Raw genomic sequence first — 20,964 nt, 5'->3', positions numbered from 1 at the left:
TCACACCAAATGTCCGTCAGAGATAGCCGGCGACACGCAGCCGCTCGAAAGCGTCTTCGGTCTCGTGATCCAGCGCGCGGCCGGCGCGCTCCGGCACCTTGGTGCCGTCGAGTTCGGTCAGGATCTCATCGATGCTCGAGGCGGTCGAAGCCACCGGATTGGTGATGTCCTGGTCGCCCAGCGAGCGATAGCGCTTGCCGTCCTTCGAGAGATAAAGCGGGATGATCGGAATGTTTTCGCGCTTGGTGTAGGCCCAGATGTCGGCCTCGGTCCAATGCAGGATCGGATGGATGCGCAGATGCGCACCGGGAGGCGGCGAAGCATTGAACTGGTCCCAGAACTCCGGGGGCTGATCGCGCACGTCCCAGCCGCCCTCGAGGCCGCGCGGCGAGAACACCCGCTCCTTGGCGCGCGTCGCCTCTTCATCGCGGCGGATGCCGGCGATCAATCCGTCAAAGCCATATTTGGTCAGCGCCCACTTCAGTCCCTCGGTCTTGCGGGCGGCAGAGCGCGCGGCCGGCGGCAAGGTCGGATCAACCGCGTCGATCGGCGGGCAGGGCTCAATCTTGAGATCGAGATCCCACTCTTTGCCGAAGCGATCGCGGAACGCGTACATCTCCGGAAACTTCTTGCCGGTATCGACATGCAATGCCGGAAACGGCACACGGCCGAAGAAGGCCTTGCGTGCCAGCCAGATCATCACGTTGGAATCCTTGCCCAGCGACCACAGCAGCGCGAGTTTTTTCAACCGTGCGAACGCCTCGCGCAGAATGTAGATGCTCTGCGCCTCGAGCTCGTCGAGATGATCCATCGAGGGTGGCGGCAGCCGTCCGCCGGCAAAAATTTGTGGGACGGCGGAGCCGTTTTTGAGGTCGGCGCCACGCAACCGGTCTTTGGCGGAGTCGGGGTTGAGAAGATGCATCTCTGGGCCTTGGCCTTGGGGGGCGAAAATTCTATAGTTGCGGTGCAAACGAGAAGAAATAATTTTCTCTTTGCGACCGCTGAATGAGACATATATAGAAAATAATTCCAGTCAACCCCGAAGTGGGGGAAGCGAGTTTCGCATGCGATTCCTGCCCGTGTTTCTCGATCTGCAAAGCGGCGTGGTGCTGCTCGTCGGAGCCGGTGATCTCGTGCGCGCGAAGCTGCGCCTCTTGGCATCGGCCGGGGCCAACATTCGCTGGTTTGCGACCGATGGCAGTCATGACGTTTCGGGGCTCGATGCGGCTGCTGCCGCCAGGATCGAACGCGCAACCGGCGATCCGCTCACGGCCGATCTCTCGGGCGTTATCGCGGTGCTCTGCGCCGGCGCCGGCGACCTCGGGGTTGCGATGTCGGCGCGCGCGAAAGCGGTCGGCCTGCCCGTCAATGTGATGGACGACCTCGCGCATTCCACTTTCATCTTTCCCGCGATCGTCGATCGCGGCGACGTCGTCGTTGCCGTCGGCACCGGCGGCGCGTCGCCGGTGGTCGCGCGCCGCGTACGCGAGCGCATCGAAGCGGTGCTGCCGGCGCGCATCGGCGATCTCGCCGCCTTTATCGGCGGCTTTCGTAAATCGATGCATGCGCGCATTCCCGAATTCTCGTTGCGCCGCCGTTTCTGGGAGCGCGTGATCGACGGCCCGATCGGCGCGCTGGTTCTCGCCGGTCGCAAGCACGAGGCTGAAAAAGCGCTGAACGAAATCGCCGATCCTTCCGCCTTCGCCGGCGCGGGCAAGGACGGCAAGGCCGAGGGCAGGGTGACGCTGGTCGGCGCCGGGCCGGGCGACCCGGATCTGCTCACCATCAAGGCGCTGCGCGCGCTGCAGGATGCCGACGTCGTCTTCTACGACGAACTGGTCTCGCCGGAAGTTCTCGATCGTGTGCGCCGCGACGCTTCACGCATTCCGGTCGGCCGCCGCGTCGGCAAGCCCGGTATCGGGCAGGATGCAATCAACAAGTTGCTGATCGAGGCCGCCAAGGCAGGACAGCGCGTGGTGCGGCTGAAGGGCGGCGATCCCTTCATCTTTGGCCGCGGCGGCGAGGAGATCGAAGTGCTGCGCGCGGCCGGCGTCGCCTATTCGGTGGTGCCCGGCATTACCGCAGGGCTCGGCGCCGCCGCGCAATTCGAGGCGCCGCTGACCTACCGTCACGAGGCGCTGCGCATCACCTTCTTGACCGCGCACAAGGCAAAGGACGCTGAAACCGTCGACTGGTCGGTGCTGACCGACAAGAAGATGACCATCGTGGTCTATATGGGCATAACGGCTGCGCCATCGGTGCGCGCGGGGCTCCTGGCCGCTGGCCGGTTGCCGCAAACGCCCGTCGGTGTGTTTGCGCGGGTGACGCGGCCGGACGCGCAGGCCGTGGTCGGTACGCTCGAAAACCTTCCCGCGCTGGTCGAGAAAATCGATGGCGGTCCCGCCATCCTCGTCATCGGCGACGTCGTCGCGCATTCCGCGCCGTGGCGCCAGTCCAACCTCAACCAAGTCATCTCCAAACTGCTGGATGCTGCTGAATGACCTCTCCGCTTCAACAAAAAATCAAGATCACGGGCCCGTCGATGGTTACCGCCAACCGTACGTCGGATGGCATCGTGATCTACCGCACCGCCAAGCAAGGCTGGTCGGCGAGCCTGTCGGACGCCGCGATCGTCCGCACCTCCGATGAGGCGCGGGCGCTGCTGGCGGAAGCCAATGCCGACGACGTCGGCGCGGTCGGCGCCTATATCGCGCCGGTCGAGCTCAAGGACGGCGGCGAGATCAAGCCCGGCAACCTTCGCGAACGCATTCGCTCGAAGGGCCTCACCATCGACCTGCTTCCGGCCTAAGGCTGATCCATCATGTATGCATATGACGAACTCGATCGCACGCTGATCAACGAACGCGTGTCTGAATTTCGCGATCAGGTGAAGCGCCGCCTCTCCGGCGAGCTTACCGAGGACGAATTCAAGATGCTGCGGCTGCAGAACGGCGTCTACCTGCAACTGCACGCCTACATGTTCCGCGTCGCCATTCCCTACGGCACGCTGTCGTCGAAGCAGTTGCGGCGGCTCGCCCATGTGGCGCGGCGCTACGACCGCGGCTACGGCCATTTCACCACGCGCCAGAACATCCAGTTCAACTGGATCAAGCTCTCCGAATTGCCGGATGCGCTCGCCGAACTCGCCGAGGTCGGCATCCACGCGATGCAGACGTCCGGCAACAACATGCGCAACGTCACCTCGGACCAGTGGGCCGGTGTCGCGCCCGGCGAGGTCGAGGATCCTCGCATCTGGTCGGAAATCCTGCGCCAGCACACCACGCTGCATCCGGAATTCTCGTTCCTGCCGCGCAAGTTCAAGATCGCGATCACCGCGTCCGAGCATGACCGCGCCGCGATCAAGGTCCACGACATCGGCCTGCGCCTGCACAAGAACGCAGACGGCGAGACCGGCTTTGAGGTGCTGGTCGGCGGCGGCTTGGGCCGCACGCCGTTCATCGCCAAGACCATCAAGCCGTACGTAGCCGGCCGCGATATCCTGAGCTATGTCGAGGCGATCCTGCGCGTCTACAACCAGTACGGCCGCCGCGACAACATCTACAAGGCGCGCATCAAGATCCTGGTCCATGAGCTCGGCATCGAGAAGTTCGCCCGCGAAGTCGAGGAGGAATGGAAGCAGATGGGCCACGGCGCCCTGACGCTCGATCATTCCGTCATCGAGGAAGTGCGCTCGCGCTTCTCCTATCCTCCTTACGAAAAGCTGCCGCACATGCCGGACGAGCTTAAGCAGGCCGCGCATGATCCGCTGTTCGAGCGCTGGCGCAAGAACTCGGTGGCTCCGCACAAGGTTCAGGGCTATTCGATCGTGACGCTGTCGCTGAAGCCGGTGGGCGGTCCGCCCGGCGACGCTACCGCCGACCAGATGGATGCGGTCGCCGATCTCGCCGACAGGTACTCGTTCGGCGAAATCCGCGTCGGCCATGAGCAGAACCTGGCGCTGCCGCATGTCGCCAAGCGCGACTTGCCGCAGTTGTGGAAGGCGCTCGACCGCATTGGGCTCGCCACGCCGAATGTCAATCTGGTCACCGACATCATCGCCTGCCCGGGGCTGGATTACTGCTCGCTGGCCAATGCGCGCTCGATTCCGATCGCGCAGGAATTGACCCGGCGCTTCGCCAATCACGACACCGCCGAAATGATCGGCCGTCTGCACATCAACATCTCCGGCTGCATCAATGCCTGCGGGCATCACCATGTCGGCCATATCGGTATTCTCGGCGTCGAGAAGAACGGCGAGGAATTCTATCAGATCACGATCGGCGGCCGTGCCGACGAGAACGCGCAGATGGGCGCGCTGATCGGTCCGGCCGTTCCCTATGCGGAAGTTGCCGACGTGATCGAAGACATTGTCGAAGCCTATCTGGCGCTGCGCGACCGTCCCGAGGAACTGTTCGTCGATACGGTGAAGCGTCTGGGCGTCGAGCCTTTCAAGGAGCGGGTCTATGCCACTCGTTAAGAACGGAAGAATCACCACCGATTTGTTCGTCCATGTCGCCGACGGCGCGGAATTGCCTGGCGACGGCGACATCCTGATTTCGGCGGAACGCTTTCTCGCCGATCCCGATATCTTGTCGCGCCGTCCGGGCAAAACCGGCGTGGTCTGGCCGAACAATCGCGCCGTCGACGATCTCGTGCCCCATCTTGAACGCCTTGCCGCTGTCGCGCTGGTGTTTCCGACCTTCCGCGACGGCCGCGCCTACAGCCAGGCACGCCTGCTGCGCGAACGGCATGGCTATGACGGCGAGCTGCGCGCCACCGGCCAGGTGCTGCGCGACCAGTTCGTATTCATGTCGCGCGCCGGCTTCGACGCCTTCGAGGTGAAGAAGGACGCCGATGCCGACGCCTTCGCCGAGACCATGAAACGCTATTCGGTGTTTTACCAGCCGACAGGCGACGGCCGCGTCACCGCGCTCAATCGGCGGATGCAGTTGCGTCATTCGGAGAGTGCCGGCCAGTGACCATGATCTTACAGAACGCCCTCAGCGCGGATGCGGCGATCCTGCATTCGGCGCAGACGCTCGACCATACCTTGCGCGACGCGTCGCCGGCGCATGTCATTGAAACGGCGCTCCGGACCGTCGGCCGCGAACAGCTCGCGCTGGTGTCGTCGTTCGGTACGGAATCGGCGGCGCTGCTCAAGGTAATGGCGGACGTCGATCCTGCGATTCCCGTGATCTTCCTCGATACCGGATGGCTGTTCGAGGAGACGCTCGCCTATCGCGACACGCTGATCGCGACACTCGGCCTTCGCGACGTCCGCTCGATCAAGCCGCTGGAAGAAGCGCTTTCACGCCAGGATCCCGATCGCGAATTGTGGTTTTCCGATCCCGACGCCTGTTGCCGTATCCGCAAGGTGGAGCCGCTGGCGCGGGCGCTGAAGCCGTTCTCGGCCTGGATCAACGGGCGCAAGCGTTTTCAGGGCGGCGCGCGCGCCGGGATTCCCGTCGTCGAGGAAGACGGCGCGAAGCTGAAATTCAATCCCTTCGCCAACGTGTCGCGCGAAGAGATCGAGGCGATCTACAAGCTTGCCAAATTGCCGCCGCATCCGCTGGTCGCCTCGGGCTACCTGTCGGTCGGGTGCATGCCGTGCTCCAGCCGGACCTCGCCGGACGAGGAGGCTCGCGCTGGCCGCTGGCGCGGCAGAGCCAAGACGGAATGCGGCATCCACACGATGAAAACTTCCTAGAATTCGGCCTTCATAGGACAACGAGGCTGCGGAACCGCAAACAATGAAATGCGGTTTCGTTGACTAAGCGACCTTTCGTCGCGACTTATGCCTGCGTGCCTTGATGGTATGCTTCATCAAGCCGAATGGAGATCAACGATGATCCGTCGCATTCTGCCGCTCGTTGCTGGGTTGCTCTGGGCGAGCTCGGCCTTCGCTGCCGATTACACCCTGCTCAACGTGTCCTACGACCCGACGCGTGAGCTCTATGCCGATTTCAACAAGGCGTTTGTGGCGGCCTACAGCAAGGAGACCGGCAAGAGCGTCGAGATCAAGCAGTCGCATGGCGGCTCGGGCTCGCAGGCGCGTGCCGTGATCGACGGCCTGCAAGCGGATGTCGTCACGTTGGCGCTGGCCTATGACATCGACGCCATCGCCGCCAAGGGCCTGGTGGCTCCCGAATGGCAGAAACGTTTGTCGCTCAATGCCTCGCCCTACACCTCGACGATCGTGTTCCTGGTGCGCAAGGGTAACCCCAAGGCCATCAAGGACTGGGACGATCTGATCAAGCCCGGCGTGCAGGTGATTACGCCGAACCCGAAGACCTCGGGCGGCGCGCGCTGGAACTACCTGGCGGCGTGGGGCTTTGCTGAAAAGAAATTCGGCTCCGCCGACAAGGCGAAGAAGTTCGTCGCCGATCTCTTCAAGAACGTCCCGGTGCTCGATACCGGCGCGCGCGGCTCGACGGTGACGTTTGTCGAGCGCGGGGTGGGCGACGTGCTGCTGGCGTGGGAGAACGAGGCGTTCCTGGCGCAGCGCGAGTTCGGCAAGGACAAGTTCGAGATTGTGGCTCCGCCGCTGTCGATTCTCGCCGAGCCGCCGGTGGCTGTCGTCGACAAGGTTGCTGACAAAAAAGGCACCCGCGCCGTAGCCGAGGCCTATCTGAAGCATTGGTATACCAAGGAGGGTCAGGAAATTGCCGCACGCAATTCCTACCGTCCGCGTGATTCGGAAATCGCGAGGGAGTACGAAAAATCCTTCGCGAAGGTCGAACTTTTCACGATCGACGACGTTTTTGGTGGTTGGACCAAGGCGCAGAAAGATCACTTCGGCGAAGGCGGCATTTTCGACCAGATTTACAAGAATTGATCTGGCCAACGGCCAGCCGTAGCGAAGGGGGATTTGTGAGCACAGCGGTCGCGCGGCGAAGCAGCCTGCCAGGGTTTGGTCTCACCATGGGACTGACCCTGACATGGCTTTCCGTTATTATCCTCATTCCGCTCGCCGGTCTCTTTCTCAAGACGCTCGAGCTCTCGCCAATACAATTCTGGGAAATTCTCACCAGCCGCCGCACCCTGAATGCACTGAAGATTTCGTTTGGCCTTTCCTTTGCGGCGGCCTGCGTCAATTTGGTGATGGGCACGATTATCGTTTGGGCGCTGGTGCGGTATCGCTTTCCCGGCCGGCGGCTGTTCGACGCCATCGTCGATATTCCCTTTGCGCTGCCGACTGCGGTTGCCGGCGTGGCGCTGACGCAATTGTTCGCGCAGAAGGGCTGGCTAGGTGCGCCGCTGGCTGAGCTCGGCATCAAGGTTGCGTTCACGCCGATCGGCATTTTCATTGCGATGGTCTTCATCGGCATCCCCTTCGTGGTGCGCACGGTGCAGCCCGTGTTGATCGATCTCGATCCCGAAATCGAGGAAGCGGCCGCGAGTCTTGGCGCCAACCGCTGGCACACCGTGTTCCGGGTGATCATGCCAAGCCTGATTCCGGCGCTATTGACCGGCTTTGCGCTGGCGTTTGCCCGCGCGGTCGGTGAATACGGTTCGGTGATCTTCATCGCCGGCAATCTGCCGAACGTGTCGGAGATCGCGCCGCTCCTGATCGTGATCCGGTTGTCCGAATTTCGCTATGCCGATGCGACGGCGATCGCCGTCGTCATGCTGCTGGCTTCGTTCGTGATCATCTTCGCCGTCAATCGCCTGCAACGCTGGGCGCAAACCCGCATTCCCGCGCACTGAGGGCCGGTCGATGTCGACGCAAACGAGCTTTGTGACTCCGGCGGCCCGGCTGCAGGCTTACGCCTCTACGGCGGATCTCGCCGTTTCCCCACCATCCGCCCGCAAGGCAAGCGACCGCGTCCGCCAGGCTGCTGCCTCCAGGGATCTGCGAAGCGAGCCCGGGCCGATCCGGTTCATCATCATTGCGCTCGCGCTGTCCTTTCTCACGATTTTCGTCGTGCTGCCGCTGGTGGTGGTGTTCGCATCGGCCTTTTCCAAGGGCATCAACGCCTATTTCGCGGCGCTTGCCGAGCCGGAGGCCCTGTCGGCGATCAAGCTTACTTTGCTGGTGGCGGCGATCTCTGTCAGCCTCAATCTGGTGTTCGGCGTGATCGCAGCCTGGGCCATCGCGAAGTTCGATTTCACCGGCAAGACCTTTCTGATCACGCTGATCGACCTGCCGTTCTCCGTCAGTCCCGTCATTTCGGGCCTCGTCTTCGTGCTCTTGTTCGGCGCGCAGGGCTATTGGGGCACATGGCTGCAGGCAAACAACATCCACATCCTGTTCGCCGTGCCGGGCATTGCGCTGGCGACGATCTTCGTGACGTTCCCGTTCGTCGCCCGCTCGCTCATTCCGCTGATGCAGGAGCAGGGCACGCAGGAGGAAGAGGCCGCGATTTCGCTCGGAGCGTCAGGCCTGCAGACCTTCTTCCGCGTCACTCTGCCCAATATCAAATGGGGCCTGCTATATGGCGTACTGCTGTGCAACGCGCGCGCCATGGGCGAGTTCGGCGCGGTGTCGGTCGTCTCGGGCCATATCCGCGGCGAGACCAACACCATGCCACTGCTGGTCGAAATCCTCTATAATGAGTATCAATTCGTGGCGTCGTTTGCGATTGCCTCGCTCCTGGCGATGCTGGCCCTGATCACGCTGGTCGTGAAGACCGTTCTCGAACAGCGTCTGGACGAAGGACAAACCCCAGAAGGACGATCTGAGTGACAATTGAAGTCAAAAACATCGTCAAGAAATTCGGCTCGTTTGCCGCGCTCGACAATGTCGATCTGAAAGTCGGCAAGGGCGAATTGCTGGCGCTGCTCGGCCCGTCCGGTTCCGGCAAGACGACGCTGCTCCGCATCATTGCCGGGCTCGACTGGCCGGATGCCGGCGAGGTCACGATCGACGGCGAGGACGCGCTCGGCCATGGCGCGAGCGAGCGCCATGTCGGATTCGTGTTCCAGCACTACGCGCTGTTCCGCCACATGACGGTGTTCGAGAATGTCGCCTTCGGCCTGCGCGTGCAGCCGCGCGCCGTGCGCAAGGACGAAGCCACGATCCGCGCACGCGTGAAAGAGCTGTTGGACCTGGTGCAGCTCGACTGGCTGGCCAACCGCTATCCCAGCCAATTGTCCGGCGGCCAGCGGCAGCGCATTGCGCTGGCGCGCGCGCTCGCGATCGAGCCGCGCATCCTGCTGCTCGACGAGCCTTTTGGCGCGCTCGATGCCAAGGTGCGCAAAGAGCTGCGGCAATGGCTGCGCTCGCTGCATTCCGAAATCCACGTCACCTCGATCTTCGTCACCCACGACCAGGAAGAAGCGCTCGAAGTCGCCAACCGCGTCGTGGTGATGGACAAGGGCCGCATCGAGCAGATCGGCACGCCCGGCGATGTCTATGACAATCCCGCCACCGCCTTCGTCCACGGCTTTATCGGTGAATCCATTGTGCTGCCTGTGGAGGTTGCCGGCGGCTCGGTGCGGCTCGGCGGCCGGCCGCTCAATATCGCCGCCGATGGCGCGGCCTCCGGCGCCTCAAAGCTGTTCGTTCGCCGCCATGACATGCAGATTGGGCCGGCCGGAACCGGCTCGCTGGAGGGCGCGGTGCGCCATGTCCGCTCGTTCGGCCCGATCCAGCGGGCGGAGATCGCGCTCTCGGGCGGTGAGGGCAAGACTGTGATCGAGATCGACGCCCCGCGGGACCGGGAACTCCAGGCCGGCGAGATCATCAGCCTGCAGCCCCGCCGCTACCGGATTTTTGCGGTCCAGGAATAATTTTTTGGCCGGATGACGCCCACAACCGCCGCCGTCATACCCGCGAAGGCGGATATCCAGTAATCGCCGCTGTCCGTCGTAGGCGTGACGGCGCGGGGTACTGGATCGTCCGCCTTCGCGGACGATGACAGCGGTAGGTGGCCAAAATCAGCGCCCCGTTCACCATTCAGCCACGGTTGGTATGCAACAACGGCCGTCCAGCTTTGGGGGATTCTTTCAGTGAAACGGGCGACCACCGCGATTATCGGGCTCTTGCTGCTTGCCGGCTGCTCGGCAGACGTCAAAATCCCGGATCAGCCGGCCATGTATCTCGACATGGCGCAACCCGGTGCCACGCTCGATCCGGCCGCCGCGGCGATCATGATCTCGCAATACCGCCAGAACAACGGCCTCGGCGCCGTGGTGGTCGATCCCGAGCTGATCAAGCTCGCCGAGCAGCAGTCCCGGGCGATGGCGGCACGCAACAAGATGGACCACAATGTGAAGGGCCCGCTGGAGAAGCGGCTCGGCGCTTCCGGCTATCCGGCGACGCTCGCGGTCGAAAATGTCTCGGCCGGATACCATACCCTGGCGGAGGCCTTCTCCGGCTGGCGCGACTCGCCGCCGCACAAGGCCAATATGCTCAAGAACGGTGTCACAAAATTGGGCATCGCTGCGACTTATGCTCCAGGCACCAAATACAAGGTGTTCTGGACGCTCATCCTTGCATCAACCTGAAGCAGATCCGGACACGGGCTTCGACGCCTCACGAGGCGATAAACTCGGCGTGATCCTTGCTTCCGATCTCGCTGATTGACGCCGTCGCGAACTGCCGCCACGGTGCTGCTGTCATTATCTACTCGCCGACGGTCACGATGGATCTTTCCGACCCTGCGCCAGCCACGACACCCGCCATGGCGCAGCGCGTGCTGGTGCTGCAAGGTGGCGGCGCGCTCGGCTCCTATCAAGCGGGTGCCTTTCAAGCGCTGTGCCGCTCGGGCTTCGAACCGGAATGGGTCGCAGGCATTTCGATTGGCGCCGTCAACGCCGCGATCATTGCCGGCAACGGCCCTGAAACACGCGTCGATCGCCTCAAGGAATTCTGGGAGATGGTGTCATCTCCGGTTCCGTGGAATCCCGTCGCGTCGGGCGATCGGGCGCGCTCGCTGTTCAACGAAACCAGCGCCGCCCTGATCGCCACCTTTGGCGTGCCCGGCTTTTTCACGCCGCGGATTCCCCCGGCGCCGTTGTGGCCGCCGGGCAGCCCGCAGTCGCAGAGCTATTACGACACCGCGCCGTTGAAGAAGACGCTGGAACGGCTGGTCGACTTCGATCGCATCAACGATCTGAAGATGCGGCTCAGCGTGGGCGCAGTCGGCGTGGCCTCGGGCAATCTCAGATATTTCGACAATTTCGAATTCAGAAAACTCGGCAAGAAGATTGAGCCGGAGCACATCATGGCCTCCGGCGCGCTGCCGCCGGGCTTTCCATCCATCATCATCGAAGGCGAGCACTATTGGGACGGCGGCATCGCCTCCAACACGCCGCTCGACTATGTGCTGGCTGGAGAAAACAACCGCGATCTTCTGATCTTTCAGGTCGACCTGTTCAGCGCGCGCGGCGAAGTGCCGACATCGCTGCTCGAAGCCGCCGAGCGCGAAAAGGACATCCGTTATTCCAGCCGCACTCGCATGACCACCGACAAGAACAAGCAGGTGCACAACGCGCGAAAGGCGCTGCGCGAGCTGCTTGGAAAACTGCCCGATCACCTCAAGAGCGATCCATCGGTGGCAGTCCTTTGCAGCGCGGCCAGGGAAAACACCGTCACCGTGGTGCACCTGATCTACAAGAGCAAGAACTACGAAACCTCATCCAAGGATTACGACTTTTCGCGTGTCGCGATGGTCGAGCACTGGAACGCGGGCGTCCGCGACGTTCATCTTTCGATGCGTCACAAGGATGTGCTGGAGCGTCCGCAACCAGGCGAGACCATGGCGGCTTACGATATGACGGGGGATGTTTCGAGGGCCCCCGGAGCCAAGCAGGAGTGAATGGAATGGGTACCTTAAAAGGCAAGACCGCTGTCGTTACCGGCTCGACCAGCGGCATCGGATTGGCTTACGCGCGCGCTTTCGCAGCCGCCGGCGCCAATGTCGTCCTCAACGGCATGGGCGTGCCGGCCGATATCGAGCGCGAGCGCTCCGGCATCGAGACCGATTTCAAGGTCCGGGCCGTGCATTCGCCCGCCGACATGACCAAGCCCGCCGAGATCGCCGAAATGATCGCGCTTGGCGAGAAGACTTTTGGCGCGGTCGATATCCTCGTCAATAATGCCGGCATCCAGTTCGTATCGCCGATCGAGGAATTCCCGCCCGAGAAGTGGGAAGCCATCATCGGCATCAACCTGTCGTCGGCGTTTTACAGCATCCGCGCCGCAGTGCCGGGCATGAAGAAGCGCGGCTGGGGCCGCATCATCAATACGGCTTCCGCCCACTCGCTGGTGGCTTCGCCGTTCAAGTCGGCCTATGTCTCGGCCAAGCACGGCATTGCCGGTCTCACCAAGACGGTGGCGCTGGAGCTTGCGACCTTCAAGATCACCTGCAACTGCATCAGCCCGGGCTATGTCTGGACGCCGCTGGTCGAGAAGCAGATTCCCGACACCATGAAGGCGCGCAACCTGACCAAGGAGCAGGTCATCAACGACGTGTTGCTGGAGGCGCAGCCGACCAAGGAGTTCGTGACCTCGGAGCAGGTCGCAGCATTGGCGCTTTTCCTGTGCAGCGACGATGCCGCCCAGATCACCGGCGCCAATCTCTCGATCGACGGCGGTTGGACCGCGGCATAGGGAAGATGCATGCCGGGAGCACGCCCTAACGGGCGGTGCTCCCGGTAACGGCTGCGACGCTCTCCGTCGAGAAATGCAGCTCGTTGACGACAAGCTTGCCGGCGACCAGAACCAGAACCGAGGCCAGTACCAGCCTCAACACGGTCTCCGGCACCCGAACCGCACAGTAACTGCCGATAACGATGCCAGGCAATGAGCCTATCAGCAGCACACCCATGAGCGCCCAATCGACCGAACCCAGTGCCCAGTGGCCGATGCCCGCCACCAGCGTCAGCGGTACCGCGTGCGCAATGTCGGAGCCGACGATGCTTGCCATCGGCAGGCGCGGATAAAGCAGCAGCAGCGCGGTTACCCCAACTGCGCCGGCACCCACCGACGAGATCGAGACCAGCACGCCCAGCGCTACGCCGACCATCACGGTCGCGCTGCCGGTCGTCGAGGCATCGAGCCGTTCCATACGCCGGCGGTATCGATCCATGATCGCCTTGCGGAAGATCAACGATGTCGCGGTGAGGATGAGCGCAAAGCACAGCACCAGATTGATCAGGCTGCGCGCGGATGCCCCGTTGAGGTCGAGCTGCCACAGCACGAGCAGCGTCACCATGCTCGCCGGGATGCTACCGCTGGCGAGGCGCATTACGGCCGGCCAGTGAATGCTGCGGGCCCAGCCATGCACCACGCTGCCGCCGGCCTTGGTAGCCGCAGCGTATAGCAGATCAGTGCCGACGGCGGTTGCTGGATGAATGCCGAACAGCAGGATCAGCAACGGCGTCATCAGGGAGCCGCCACCGACACCCGTCATCCCGACCAGCAGGCCGACGCCGAATCCCGATGCGACGTACAGTGGATCAATCATTTCCAGGATCAGATCTCGGTTCCAATGCTCAACTATATATCAACGTCGGTACAGCCGTTCCATCGATCGCAAAGGATCGAAGGAAATAAGAATGTTTCATGCGAACAGGGGAGTTCGTTGGATATTTTCCCCATTATGCCGGCAATCGACGATAGCTGCGTCCTGCAGGTTCAAATGAGGCAGATACAAGGCGTAGGCCGAGCGGGGGGAAACGGAAAAAGCCGATTGCTAACTAATTCAGGGCGAACAGATCAGCCGCACTTGCTGTCTCATTGATCTTCCGGATCAGCGTTTGCCGAACGCCAGCACGTGCAGGCCGAGCCGCCGGCGCACGATCCAGAATAGAAGCACCGTCTCGAACGCCAGCGAGATCGAGGTCGCGGCCGCTGCGCCGTGGCCGCCAAAGCGCGGCACCAGCATCACGCACAGCACGAGGTTCATGACGAAGGCGAGCGCATAGGCCAGCGCGCAGATGTGCTGGTGGCCGAGCATGTTGAGCAGCCGCTCGACCGGGCCGATGGCGGAACGCACCACGAGTCCAACTGCGGCAATGAACATGATGTCGTAGCCCACCACGAATTGCGGTCCGAACAGCCACAACAGCGGCTTGCCGAGCGCCAGCAGCAGGACGGTCGCCGCGAGCGACGGCCAGAACGTCCACTGGATCGCGTGCGCCACATAGGCTGAAAGCCGCGGCTTGTCGCCCTGCGCATGATACTCGGCAAAGCGGTGCGCCGTTGTCGCCGCCATCGCGTAGTGAATGAATGAGACCAGCGCCAACGTCTTTATGACAGCGAAATAGACGCCGACTTCTTCCGACGAGCGGAATTGCTGCAGCACCAGCACGTCGGTGTAGGACAGCAGCAGGTAAAATCCTTCGACCATCAGGATCGGCAGTGAGACCGCGAGCCAGCCGCGGAAATCATAGGCCTTCGGACCGGGCTCGATATGGCCGCCGAGCCGACGGTTCAGCACGATCATCTGGCCGATCATCGCGATCCAGACCGCCGCGGCGCTCGCCCACATCGCGGCGGTAGCGCCGAGATTGAAGCCGAGCACGAAGGCGCCGGCGGTGAGGCCGATGATCAGCGACTGCCGCACAATGAATTGCGGCATCAGGCCGAGCTGCATCCAGTCATGCGAGCGGGCGATGCCGTCCTGGGTGTTGGCGACGACAAACGCCGGCAGCGTCAGGCAGCCGATATAGAGGGGAACGATCGCGTTGGCGTCGATCCACGGCGACAATCCCTTCACCACGCCCGCCAGCAGCAGCGAGACGATGGAGGAGACGGCGAAGGTGATCCAGCGGCTGCCGGAGAGGAAGCCGCGCAGCAGGGCATGTTCGCCGCGGGTTCGATACTCAGGAATGATCTTCTGCGCCGACGCCGAGATGCCGAAATCCATCATGCTGCCGAGTAGCAGCACCCAGGTCCAGACATAGACATAGACGCCGTAATCCGAGCCGCCCATCCAGCGCGCCAGCAGGATCTGCGAGAAATAGGCGAGGGCTGCGCTGAAGACGCGGATGATGAAGATCGTGCCGGCCAGCCGCCTCGTGACGGAGGCTTCATTGGAGCCGCCAAGCAGCGCGCGCAGGCGCGCGATCACGCCGGCGGGCGAGGCGGTTGCGGATTGCGTATCCATCACGGCCACAAGGGTGCATCCCCGAAACGCGCCGCGAGGCGGCGGCGATGGTCGGATGTATCAACCATTCGTTAAGATTAGGTTGGATTGCGGGCTAGCGACGCGCCGTTCCCGCGCGGCGTATCCGGCGGCTTTGGGCCGCGACGTAACGTCACGTTTCAGGGCGAGATAGCTCCATCACGGCAGGTGGCGCCCTGCAACTGAACTCTGCGACTGTGCTTCCGCGAACCCAAGCAGGCCCACGCAACCCAGCGCGCTGGAACTTTTCCGACCTTTTCCAACTTTTAGCCCTGGCCGCATGGTGCGGCCGGGGAGGATAAATATGAAACTACTGCTCGTCACCGCTGTAACGATCACCACCGCGCTGGCTGTCAGCCCGGCTTCTGCCCAGAAGGCTTCTGCCCAGAAGGCTTCTGCCCAGAAGACGGGTTGCACAAGCGAAAACATGGCCAAGCTCGTCGCGTCCGGTAACGCTATGCCTGATACCCCCGGCAAATTTGCGATGATGAAAGAGATGGGCGCGGCGAATACCGCCATGTCAAAGGGCGACATGCGTAGCGCCTGCAAGAGCTATATGCGCGCTCAGCAGATGAGCGGCCAGAAGAGCTAGGGAGGATACACGTTGCTGAAGAGGAGAGCTGCCAAGCGGCTCTCCTCTGACTGGAAGCGTCGCTGCACCGGTGGAAACACCTTGCGGCATCGTGGCGCGGCTGAGCACGTCCGCAGGAACGGCAGGTCGAGTCAATTCAAACTGACGTTGAACTCGTAGGCCCGGTCGCCGCCGACCAGCGTCAGTTTCAGTGCGGCGCCTTCGGGACTGGCGCCGGGCGGCAGGCCGTCGAGTTCGAAGGCAAAGCGTTTGACGCCGGGCGGGCCTTGCTCCACGAGCTTGGGAACCGGTAACGCCCAGTCGGGCGTCGGCCCCTCGGCGAACAGGTTGACCTCCCTGGCCTCAGGCGCGGTCACGTCGACCAGCACGTTCTTTCCCTCGCGCTTGACGTCGCGGATGGTCAGTGGATTGGGGTCGCCCACATTGGCGGGCTTCGGCACCGCATTGAGCGCATCGGACAGGTTGCCGTCCTCGGTGCTGGCCACGCTGGCAAAAGCGAGCTCGGCATCGGCTTCGACGGGAATGCAGATCTTGTCGCAGACGGCGTAATTGATGTGAGCGCGCAACGTCACCGGCTTGTCGGCATTTTTGGCGACGATCCGCAACGGCAGCACGACTTGGTGCTTGTATCCCAGCGCGGTGCCGCCCGCGCCATCGTCAAATTTCATCGGCGCCGGCCACAGCACGGTCACGGCCTCGACATTATCCGACTTGGAGAAATCGAAGCGTGGCGGGACGCCGGAATCGCCGGGCGTTCGCCAATAAGTCTTCCACCCCGGCTGCAACTGGATGGCTACGCCGCCGAGCAGCACCGTGCCGCTGCGTGATCCCGCCAGCAACCGGACCGCGGAATGGGCGTCACGTTGCCACGGCGACGCATCCTCGGCGCGAACTTCCGACGTCGCACACGCTACACATAAGGCGGCGACGCCGACCGCGGCGCGCAGGGGAACTATCGCAATCATGGAACGTCTTTACAGCCAAGTTTCGCAGCAAACCATTGAATTGCGTGTGATCGGCCGCCGAATGACGCCGGAAGCTTGATTGACAGAAACCGAACCCGATATCAGGATATGAGCCAGCAAGAGAGGCCTTTGCGGATGAGCCCTGAAGGCAAGACACCGAAGCCCGTTCGCCGCAAAGCCGCCGGCTTTGGCGATAATTCGTCCGGCGGCGGTTACATGGACGGCCGGCTGCTGATTGCCATGCCGGTCATGGGCGATCCGCGCTTCGAGCGCTCCGTCATCTACATGTGCGCGCATTCCTCGGAAGGGGCGATGGGCATCATCGTCAACCGTCCGGCCGGCAGCATCGACTTTCCGGGATTGCTGGTGCAGCTCGACATCATCGAGAAGGCCGACCAGATCAAGCTGCCGGAAAACGCCGAGTCCATGCAGGTGCTCAAGGGTGGCCCGGTCGATACCGGCCGCGGCTTCGTGCTGCATTCGAGCGACTTCTTCATCCAGGACGCGACGCTGAACATCGACGACGACATCTGCCTGACCGCCACGGTCGACATCCTCAAGGCGATCGCCAAGGGCACCGGACCGAAGCACGCGATCCTGGCGCTGGGCTATGCCGGCTGGGCGCCGGGCCAGCTCGAGGACGAGATCCAGCACAATGGCTGGCTGCATTGCGACGCCGACCCGGACCTGATCTTCGGCGACGACGTCGACGACAAGTACCAGCGCGCGCTGCGCAAGATCGGTATCGACCCCGGCATGCTGTCGAACGAGGCCGGGCACGCGTAGGAGTGTTTTCGGGACGTTCGCCGCGTCGTCCCTGCGAACGCAGGGACCCATACGCCGCGGCCCATCCGTGAAGCGATGGGGCAGCTACCGTTCAAACAACCGAAGCTCAAACAACCGAAGCCGGTGGTTATGGGTCCCTGCGTTCGCAGGGACGACACCGATTTTGTGGCAACTTACTCCGCCGCTTGCTGCTGCACCGTCGGCTCGGTACCGGCAACCGTGGCGCGGCGCATGTCGCGGGGCTGCGACTGGTCATAACGCCGCACGCGATGCATGGTCTGGCGGTTGTCCCACATCACGAGATCATGCACGGTCCATTTATGGACGTAGACGAATTCCGGCTGCGTGGCGTGCTCGGTGAGGTCGCGAAGCAACAGCCGCGCCTCGGGCACGCTCATGCCTTTGATGGCGCCCGCATGCGATGACAGGTACAGCGACTTGCGGCGATGCACCGGATGGGTCCGCACCAGCCGCTGCAGCACCGGCTTGAACATCGCCTTCTCTTCGTCGGTATAATCCAGGAAGCCGAGCGAGCCACGCGAATACATCAGCGAATGCTCGCAGATCAGGTCCTCGATCTCGGCCTTGGTCTCGTCGTCGAGCGCGTCATAGGCCGCGCGCATGTCGGCGAACTCGGTGTTGCCACCCTTGGGGTTCACCACCCGCGCCGACAGCAGCGAAAATTTTGCCGGGATCGGGCGGAACGAGCTGTCGGAATGCCACAGGCAGTTTCCGAGATTGAACAGATGGGTGCGGCTGTCGCGCGGCAGCGGCTTGCCGTCCTTGCCGAGATTGGAGACGTCGTTCAGCCCGGTGGTCAGCCGGTAGTCTTCCTTCTTGGTGATGGTGCCGCCCCGCGCCTTCTCGCGCTCGCCGAAATTCAGCGCAAAGGCCAGTTGCTGTTCGTCCGTGATGTCCTGGTTGCGAAACAGCAGCACGGCATATTTGTCCATGCCGGCTTCGATGTCGGCCGCTTCCTGCGGCGTCAGGGGCTTTCGCAGATCGACGCCCGAAACCTCGCCGAAAAAATGCGGATGAAGCTGCCGGATCGTGACCGTCATGGCGTCTCTCCAGTATGCGGCGGGCGGTTCGTCCCGCTCTCTTTGCGAGAAAAATTACTCCCCGACGTCTCCAAGTCAACGCTGCGGACGCATGCCCGCTACGCGTTTCGCGCCATCAGGCCGCCGTCGACGGGGATCACCGCGCCGGTCAGGAAGGAGGCCGCCGGCAGGCACAGGCTCAGCGTCATGTGCGCCACCTCTTCGGGATAGCCGTAGCGGCCGAGTGCAGTGCGACGCTTGGCGTAGATCGTCTTGTGCTCTTCGGAAATCCGCTCGGTGATCGCGGTGCGGATCGGGCCGGGGCAGATGCAGTTCACGGTGATGCCCTCGCGGCCGAGTTCGACGGCGAGCGAACGCGTCAAGCCGATGACGCCGGCTTTCGCTGCCGAATAGGGGCTGTGCAACGCGGTCGCGCCGAGCGCCTCGGTCGATGCGATATTGACGATGCGCGGGCTCTTCGACCGACGCAAATGCGGCAGCGCAGCCCGGATGATGCGCGGATGCGCGGTCAGCATCACAGCTAGCGCCTTGTCCCAGGCGGCTTCATAACCGTCATCGTCGATCGCCACGCGAACGGAGATGCCGGCGTTATTAATAACGATATCGAGGGAGCCGAAATGTGCGGCGACGTCGTTGACGACCGTGATGATGTCGTCAGGATTGGCAACGTCGAGCGTCCACGCTTTTGCCGCGCCGCCATTCGCTGCGATCTCGCCGGCAACCGCTTGGGTAACCTTGGCATCCAGATCGGTAACCGCGACATTGGCGCCCTCGGCCGCGAACACCAGCGCCGTGGCGCGGCCCATGCCGCTGGCGGCGCCGGTGACGAGAACGGTCAGGCCTTTGACCGAACGGCTGAGCTCTTTGAAATCTGACATGGCGGGATCCCGGCGGGAATGCTGTCGCGTTGCAGGATTGACAAGGCTGGCACCGATCCGCAGACAGGTCAAACGAAGCCGAGCGAGGTGTAACCGTGACCAACATTAGCGGCCTGCGGATTCGTCGCCTGGAGCCTGCTGACGCTGCCCTGTATCGAGAGATACGGCTCGAAGCTCTGCAGAGAAATCCCGAGGCTTTCGGCAGCACGTTTGAGAGAGAAAACGCGCAACCGCTATCGTGGTTCGAAGCGGCCATTTCCCGCGCGGATATTTTCGGCGGATTCCTTGATGGGACGCTCGCGGGAATAGCCGGATTTGCCGCACAGGAAGGTACGAAGCACGGCCATAAGGGATTGCTTTGGGCCATGTATGTTCGAAGCGCTGCGCGAAAATCGGGGCTTGGGAAAATGCTTGTCGCGGCCGTTCTCGATCATGCGCGCGGGCGCGTGGAGATGGTCCAGTTGTCCGTGGTGAGCGAGAACGAAGCGGCGCGCCGGCTTTACGACACCATGGGCTTTGTCGCGTACGGCTATGAAAAGCGAGCGCTCAAGCACGACGGCCGATATTACGACGAGGTTCTGATGGTCAAATTCCTCGACGAAGGCTTGAATTAGAAACAACAAGAGGGATCGCAGGGATGAACGAACTGGATTTTAGCGGCAAGCAGGTGCTGGTGGTCGGCGGCTCCAGTGGCATCGGCAACGGTATCGCGCAGGCTTTCCGCGCCAAAGGGGCGCGCGTCGCGGTCTGTGGCACCCGCGCCAGCGCCGCGGACTATTCGCCTGACGAAGGATCGCATCTCGAAGGGCTCGACTATTTCCAGCTCGACATCAGCAAGGCGGAGGCGATCGAGGCACTGCAACCGCCGTTCGAAAAACTCGACGTGCTGGTGCTGGCGCAGGGCGCGGTGATCTACCGCCGCGGCGAATTCGAGATGGATGGCTTTCGCAAGGTCGTGGAAGTCAACCTGATGAGCCTGATGGCGTGCGCCACCAGATTTCAAGCGATGCTGAGCGCCAGCAAGGGTTCGCTGATCATCGTCAGTTCGACCGCCGCCTATCATTCCACGATGGGCAACCCGGCCTATAACGCCTCGAAGACCGGCGCGGTCGGGCTGACGCGCACGCTCGGCGAGGCGTGGGCCGGCAACGGCATCGCGCCCGGCCTGGTCGACACCAAGATGACCAAGGCGACGACATCAAATCCGAAACGGCTCGAGGGCGCGCTCGAGCGGATCCCGTTGAAGCGGCTCGGCACGCCCGCCGACATGGCGGGCGCGGCGCTGTTCCTGGCCTCGCCGCTTTCGTCCTACATTATCGGCCAGACCATTGTGGTCGATGGCGGGCTTATCCTGTGAGCCAAGCGTATTGACTGAGGCATTCCGAGCGGCAGGAACCCGAACGGGGCTCGCCGGTTAGCTCCCAAGAAAAACTGGAAAAACAGGAGCAACCGCGATGGACAAGGATCGGATTGCCGGATCGGCCAAGGATTTTGCGGGTAAGGTCGAAAGCACCGTCGGCGACATGGCCGGCGACGCGAAGACGCAAGCCGAGGGCCGTGCGCGCGAAGCGGCCGGCGCGGTGCAAAATCTCTACGGCCAGGCCAAGG

At 62.9% G+C, this 20,964-nt stretch carries 23 protein-coding genes; 17 read left to right on the top strand and 6 right to left on the bottom strand.

What is annotated here, in order from left to right:
• Positions 1-16 precede the first annotated feature (16 nt).
• Positions 17-811, bottom strand: a complete 795-nt coding sequence (cysD, locus tag CP49_RS34330) for a sulfate adenylyltransferase subunit CysD (protein WP_057854570.1) — start codon at positions 809-811, stop codon at positions 17-19.
• Between the two features lie 253 nt (positions 812-1,064).
• On the opposite strand from cysD, the gene cysG reads away from it, so the two are divergent.
• The 12 genes from cysG (at position 1,065) to CP49_RS34270 (ending at position 12,556) form a co-directional block, all read left to right on the top strand.
• Positions 1,065-2,501 (top strand): siroheme synthase CysG, encoded by a 1,437-nt coding sequence (cysG, locus tag CP49_RS34325; protein ID WP_057854541.1) that lies wholly within the window; start codon positions 1,065-1,067, stop codon positions 2,499-2,501.
• Entirely contained in the window at positions 2,498-2,809 is a 312-nt protein-coding gene (locus tag CP49_RS34320; protein WP_057854540.1) for a DUF2849 domain-containing protein, read from the top strand. The genes cysG and CP49_RS34320 overlap by 4 nt, the downstream gene beginning before the upstream one ends.
• 12 nt (positions 2,810-2,821) lie before the next feature.
• Positions 2,822-4,477: a nitrite/sulfite reductase gene (locus CP49_RS34315; protein WP_057854539.1), complete on the top strand. Its 1,656-nt coding sequence runs from the start codon at positions 2,822-2,824 to the stop codon at positions 4,475-4,477.
• Positions 4,464-4,979, top strand: coding sequence for a DUF934 domain-containing protein (locus CP49_RS34310; protein ID WP_057854538.1), 516 nt, complete (start codon positions 4,464-4,466; stop codon positions 4,977-4,979). Before CP49_RS34315 ends, CP49_RS34310 begins: the two co-directional genes overlap by 14 nt.
• 2 nt (positions 4,980-4,981) lie before the next feature.
• Positions 4,982-5,707: a phosphoadenylyl-sulfate reductase gene (locus CP49_RS34305; protein ID WP_057854537.1), complete on the top strand. Its 726-nt coding sequence runs from the start codon at positions 4,982-4,984 to the stop codon at positions 5,705-5,707.
• A gap of 138 nt (positions 5,708-5,845) precedes the next feature.
• On the top strand, positions 5,846-6,835 hold the full coding sequence (locus CP49_RS34300; RefSeq protein WP_057854536.1) for a sulfate ABC transporter substrate-binding protein: 990 nt from the start codon (positions 5,846-5,848) through the stop codon (positions 6,833-6,835).
• Between the two features lie 65 nt (positions 6,836-6,900).
• Positions 6,901-7,707, top strand: a complete 807-nt coding sequence (cysT, locus tag CP49_RS34295) for a sulfate ABC transporter permease subunit CysT (RefSeq protein WP_082646402.1) — start codon at positions 6,901-6,903, stop codon at positions 7,705-7,707.
• A gap of 10 nt (positions 7,708-7,717) precedes the next feature.
• Entirely contained in the window at positions 7,718-8,686 is a 969-nt protein-coding gene (gene cysW, locus CP49_RS34290; RefSeq protein ID WP_082646399.1) for a sulfate ABC transporter permease subunit CysW, read from the top strand.
• Positions 8,683-9,732: a sulfate/molybdate ABC transporter ATP-binding protein gene (locus tag CP49_RS34285; protein WP_057854534.1), complete on the top strand. Its 1,050-nt coding sequence runs from the start codon at positions 8,683-8,685 to the stop codon at positions 9,730-9,732. The genes cysW and CP49_RS34285 overlap by 4 nt, the downstream gene beginning before the upstream one ends.
• Positions 9,733-9,951: 219 nt before the next feature.
• A complete protein-coding gene (locus CP49_RS34280; protein WP_057854533.1) occupies positions 9,952-10,449 on the top strand; it encodes a CAP domain-containing protein in 498 nt (165 codons plus the stop codon).
• Positions 10,450-10,586: 137 nt separating this feature from the next.
• A complete protein-coding gene (locus CP49_RS34275) occupies positions 10,587-11,762 on the top strand; it encodes a DUF3734 domain-containing protein (protein WP_057854568.1) in 1,176 nt (391 codons plus the stop codon).
• A 5-nt stretch (positions 11,763-11,767) separates the two neighbouring features.
• Complete coding sequence (locus CP49_RS34270; RefSeq protein WP_057854532.1) at positions 11,768-12,556, top strand: 3-hydroxybutyrate dehydrogenase; 789 nt, start codon at positions 11,768-11,770, stop codon at positions 12,554-12,556.
• A gap of 25 nt (positions 12,557-12,581) precedes the next feature.
• Here CP49_RS34270 and CP49_RS34265 read toward each other — a convergent pair whose 3' ends face one another.
• On the bottom strand, positions 12,582-13,412 hold the full coding sequence (locus tag CP49_RS34265) for a sulfite exporter TauE/SafE family protein (RefSeq protein WP_057854531.1): 831 nt from the start codon (positions 13,410-13,412) through the stop codon (positions 12,582-12,584).
• Between the two features lie 285 nt (positions 13,413-13,697).
• Complete coding sequence (locus CP49_RS34260) at positions 13,698-15,056, bottom strand: oligosaccharide flippase family protein (protein ID WP_156438823.1); 1,359 nt, start codon at positions 15,054-15,056, stop codon at positions 13,698-13,700.
• A 322-nt stretch (positions 15,057-15,378) separates the two neighbouring features.
• Between CP49_RS34260 and CP49_RS34255 the strand changes: the two genes are divergently transcribed.
• Positions 15,379-15,666: a hypothetical protein gene (locus CP49_RS34255; protein WP_057854567.1), complete on the top strand. Its 288-nt coding sequence runs from the start codon at positions 15,379-15,381 to the stop codon at positions 15,664-15,666.
• Positions 15,667-15,797: 131 nt separating this feature from the next.
• On the opposite strand, the gene CP49_RS34250 is transcribed toward CP49_RS34255, so the two are convergent.
• Entirely contained in the window at positions 15,798-16,631 is an 834-nt protein-coding gene (locus CP49_RS34250) for a protein-disulfide reductase DsbD domain-containing protein (protein ID WP_057854529.1), read from the bottom strand.
• A gap of 135 nt (positions 16,632-16,766) precedes the next feature.
• On the opposite strand from CP49_RS34250, the gene CP49_RS34245 reads away from it, so the two are divergent.
• On the top strand, positions 16,767-17,417 hold the full coding sequence (locus CP49_RS34245) for a YqgE/AlgH family protein (protein WP_057854528.1): 651 nt from the start codon (positions 16,767-16,769) through the stop codon (positions 17,415-17,417).
• Between the two features lie 173 nt (positions 17,418-17,590).
• Here the strand turns inward: CP49_RS34245 and CP49_RS34240 are convergent, their stop codons facing one another.
• Positions 17,591-18,478 carry a TauD/TfdA dioxygenase family protein gene (locus CP49_RS34240; RefSeq protein ID WP_057854527.1) on the bottom strand — a complete coding sequence of 296 codons (888 nt, stop codon included), beginning with the start codon at positions 18,476-18,478 and terminating at the stop codon, positions 17,591-17,593.
• 98 nt (positions 18,479-18,576) lie between these two features.
• Positions 18,577-19,356, bottom strand: coding sequence for an SDR family NAD(P)-dependent oxidoreductase (locus CP49_RS34235; protein ID WP_057854526.1), 780 nt, complete (start codon positions 19,354-19,356; stop codon positions 18,577-18,579).
• 95 nt (positions 19,357-19,451) lie between these two features.
• On the opposite strand from CP49_RS34235, the gene CP49_RS34230 reads away from it, so the two are divergent.
• The 3 genes from CP49_RS34230 to CP49_RS48215 all read left to right on the top strand — a co-directional run.
• On the top strand, positions 19,452-19,970 hold the full coding sequence (locus CP49_RS34230; RefSeq protein WP_245311019.1) for a GNAT family N-acetyltransferase: 519 nt from the start codon (positions 19,452-19,454) through the stop codon (positions 19,968-19,970).
• Between the two features lie 23 nt (positions 19,971-19,993).
• Positions 19,994-20,713 carry an SDR family NAD(P)-dependent oxidoreductase gene (locus CP49_RS34225; protein ID WP_057854525.1) on the top strand — a complete coding sequence of 240 codons (720 nt, stop codon included), beginning with the start codon at positions 19,994-19,996 and terminating at the stop codon, positions 20,711-20,713.
• A 97-nt stretch (positions 20,714-20,810) separates the two neighbouring features.
• Positions 20,811-20,964 (top strand): CsbD family protein (locus CP49_RS48215; RefSeq protein ID WP_245311020.1); only part of this gene is annotated, 154 nt, incomplete at its 3' end.

The sequence above is a fragment of the Bradyrhizobium valentinum genome (assembly GCF_001440405.1).
Classification (GTDB): Bacteria; Pseudomonadota; Alphaproteobacteria; order Rhizobiales; family Xanthobacteraceae; genus Bradyrhizobium; species Bradyrhizobium valentinum.
The sequence above is the reverse complement of the archived record's forward strand: the minus strand, read 5'-3'. Positions and strand labels throughout refer to the sequence as shown.

What these genes read in the sequence shown, in the direction of transcription:
- cysD (WP_057854570.1), bottom strand. Translation starts at nt 811, where the DNA reads ATGGATCATCTCGACGAGCTCGAGGCGCAGAGCATCTACATTCTGCGC.
- cysG (WP_057854541.1), top strand. Translation starts at nt 1,065, where the DNA reads ATGCGATTCCTGCCCGTGTTTCTCGATCTGCAAAGCGGCGTGGTGCTG.
- CP49_RS34320 (WP_057854540.1), top strand. Translation starts at nt 2,498, where the DNA reads ATGACCTCTCCGCTTCAACAAAAAATCAAGATCACGGGCCCGTCGATG.
- CP49_RS34315 (WP_057854539.1), top strand. Translation starts at nt 2,822, where the DNA reads ATGTATGCATATGACGAACTCGATCGCACGCTGATCAACGAACGCGTG.
- CP49_RS34310 (WP_057854538.1), top strand. Translation starts at nt 4,464, where the DNA reads ATGCCACTCGTTAAGAACGGAAGAATCACCACCGATTTGTTCGTCCAT.
- CP49_RS34305 (WP_057854537.1), top strand. Translation starts at nt 4,982, where the DNA reads ATGATCTTACAGAACGCCCTCAGCGCGGATGCGGCGATCCTGCATTCG.
- CP49_RS34300 (WP_057854536.1), top strand. Translation starts at nt 5,846, where the DNA reads ATGATCCGTCGCATTCTGCCGCTCGTTGCTGGGTTGCTCTGGGCGAGC.
- cysW (WP_082646399.1), top strand. Translation starts at nt 7,718, where the DNA reads ATGTCGACGCAAACGAGCTTTGTGACTCCGGCGGCCCGGCTGCAGGCT.
- CP49_RS34275 (WP_057854568.1), top strand. Translation starts at nt 10,587, where the DNA reads ATGGATCTTTCCGACCCTGCGCCAGCCACGACACCCGCCATGGCGCAG.
- CP49_RS34270 (WP_057854532.1), top strand. Translation starts at nt 11,768, where the DNA reads ATGGGTACCTTAAAAGGCAAGACCGCTGTCGTTACCGGCTCGACCAGC.
- CP49_RS34265 (WP_057854531.1), bottom strand. Translation starts at nt 13,412, where the DNA reads ATGATTGATCCACTGTACGTCGCATCGGGATTCGGCGTCGGCCTGCTG.
- CP49_RS34260 (WP_156438823.1), bottom strand. Translation starts at nt 15,056, where the DNA reads ATGGATACGCAATCCGCAACCGCCTCGCCCGCCGGCGTGATCGCGCGC.
- CP49_RS34255 (WP_057854567.1), top strand. Translation starts at nt 15,379, where the DNA reads ATGAAACTACTGCTCGTCACCGCTGTAACGATCACCACCGCGCTGGCT.
- CP49_RS34250 (WP_057854529.1), bottom strand. Translation starts at nt 16,631, where the DNA reads ATGATTGCGATAGTTCCCCTGCGCGCCGCGGTCGGCGTCGCCGCCTTA.
- CP49_RS34245 (WP_057854528.1), top strand. Translation starts at nt 16,767, where the DNA reads ATGAGCCCTGAAGGCAAGACACCGAAGCCCGTTCGCCGCAAAGCCGCC.
- CP49_RS34240 (WP_057854527.1), bottom strand. Translation starts at nt 18,478, where the DNA reads ATGACGGTCACGATCCGGCAGCTTCATCCGCATTTTTTCGGCGAGGTT.
- CP49_RS34235 (WP_057854526.1), bottom strand. Translation starts at nt 19,356, where the DNA reads ATGTCAGATTTCAAAGAGCTCAGCCGTTCGGTCAAAGGCCTGACCGTT.
- CP49_RS34225 (WP_057854525.1), top strand. Translation starts at nt 19,994, where the DNA reads ATGAACGAACTGGATTTTAGCGGCAAGCAGGTGCTGGTGGTCGGCGGC.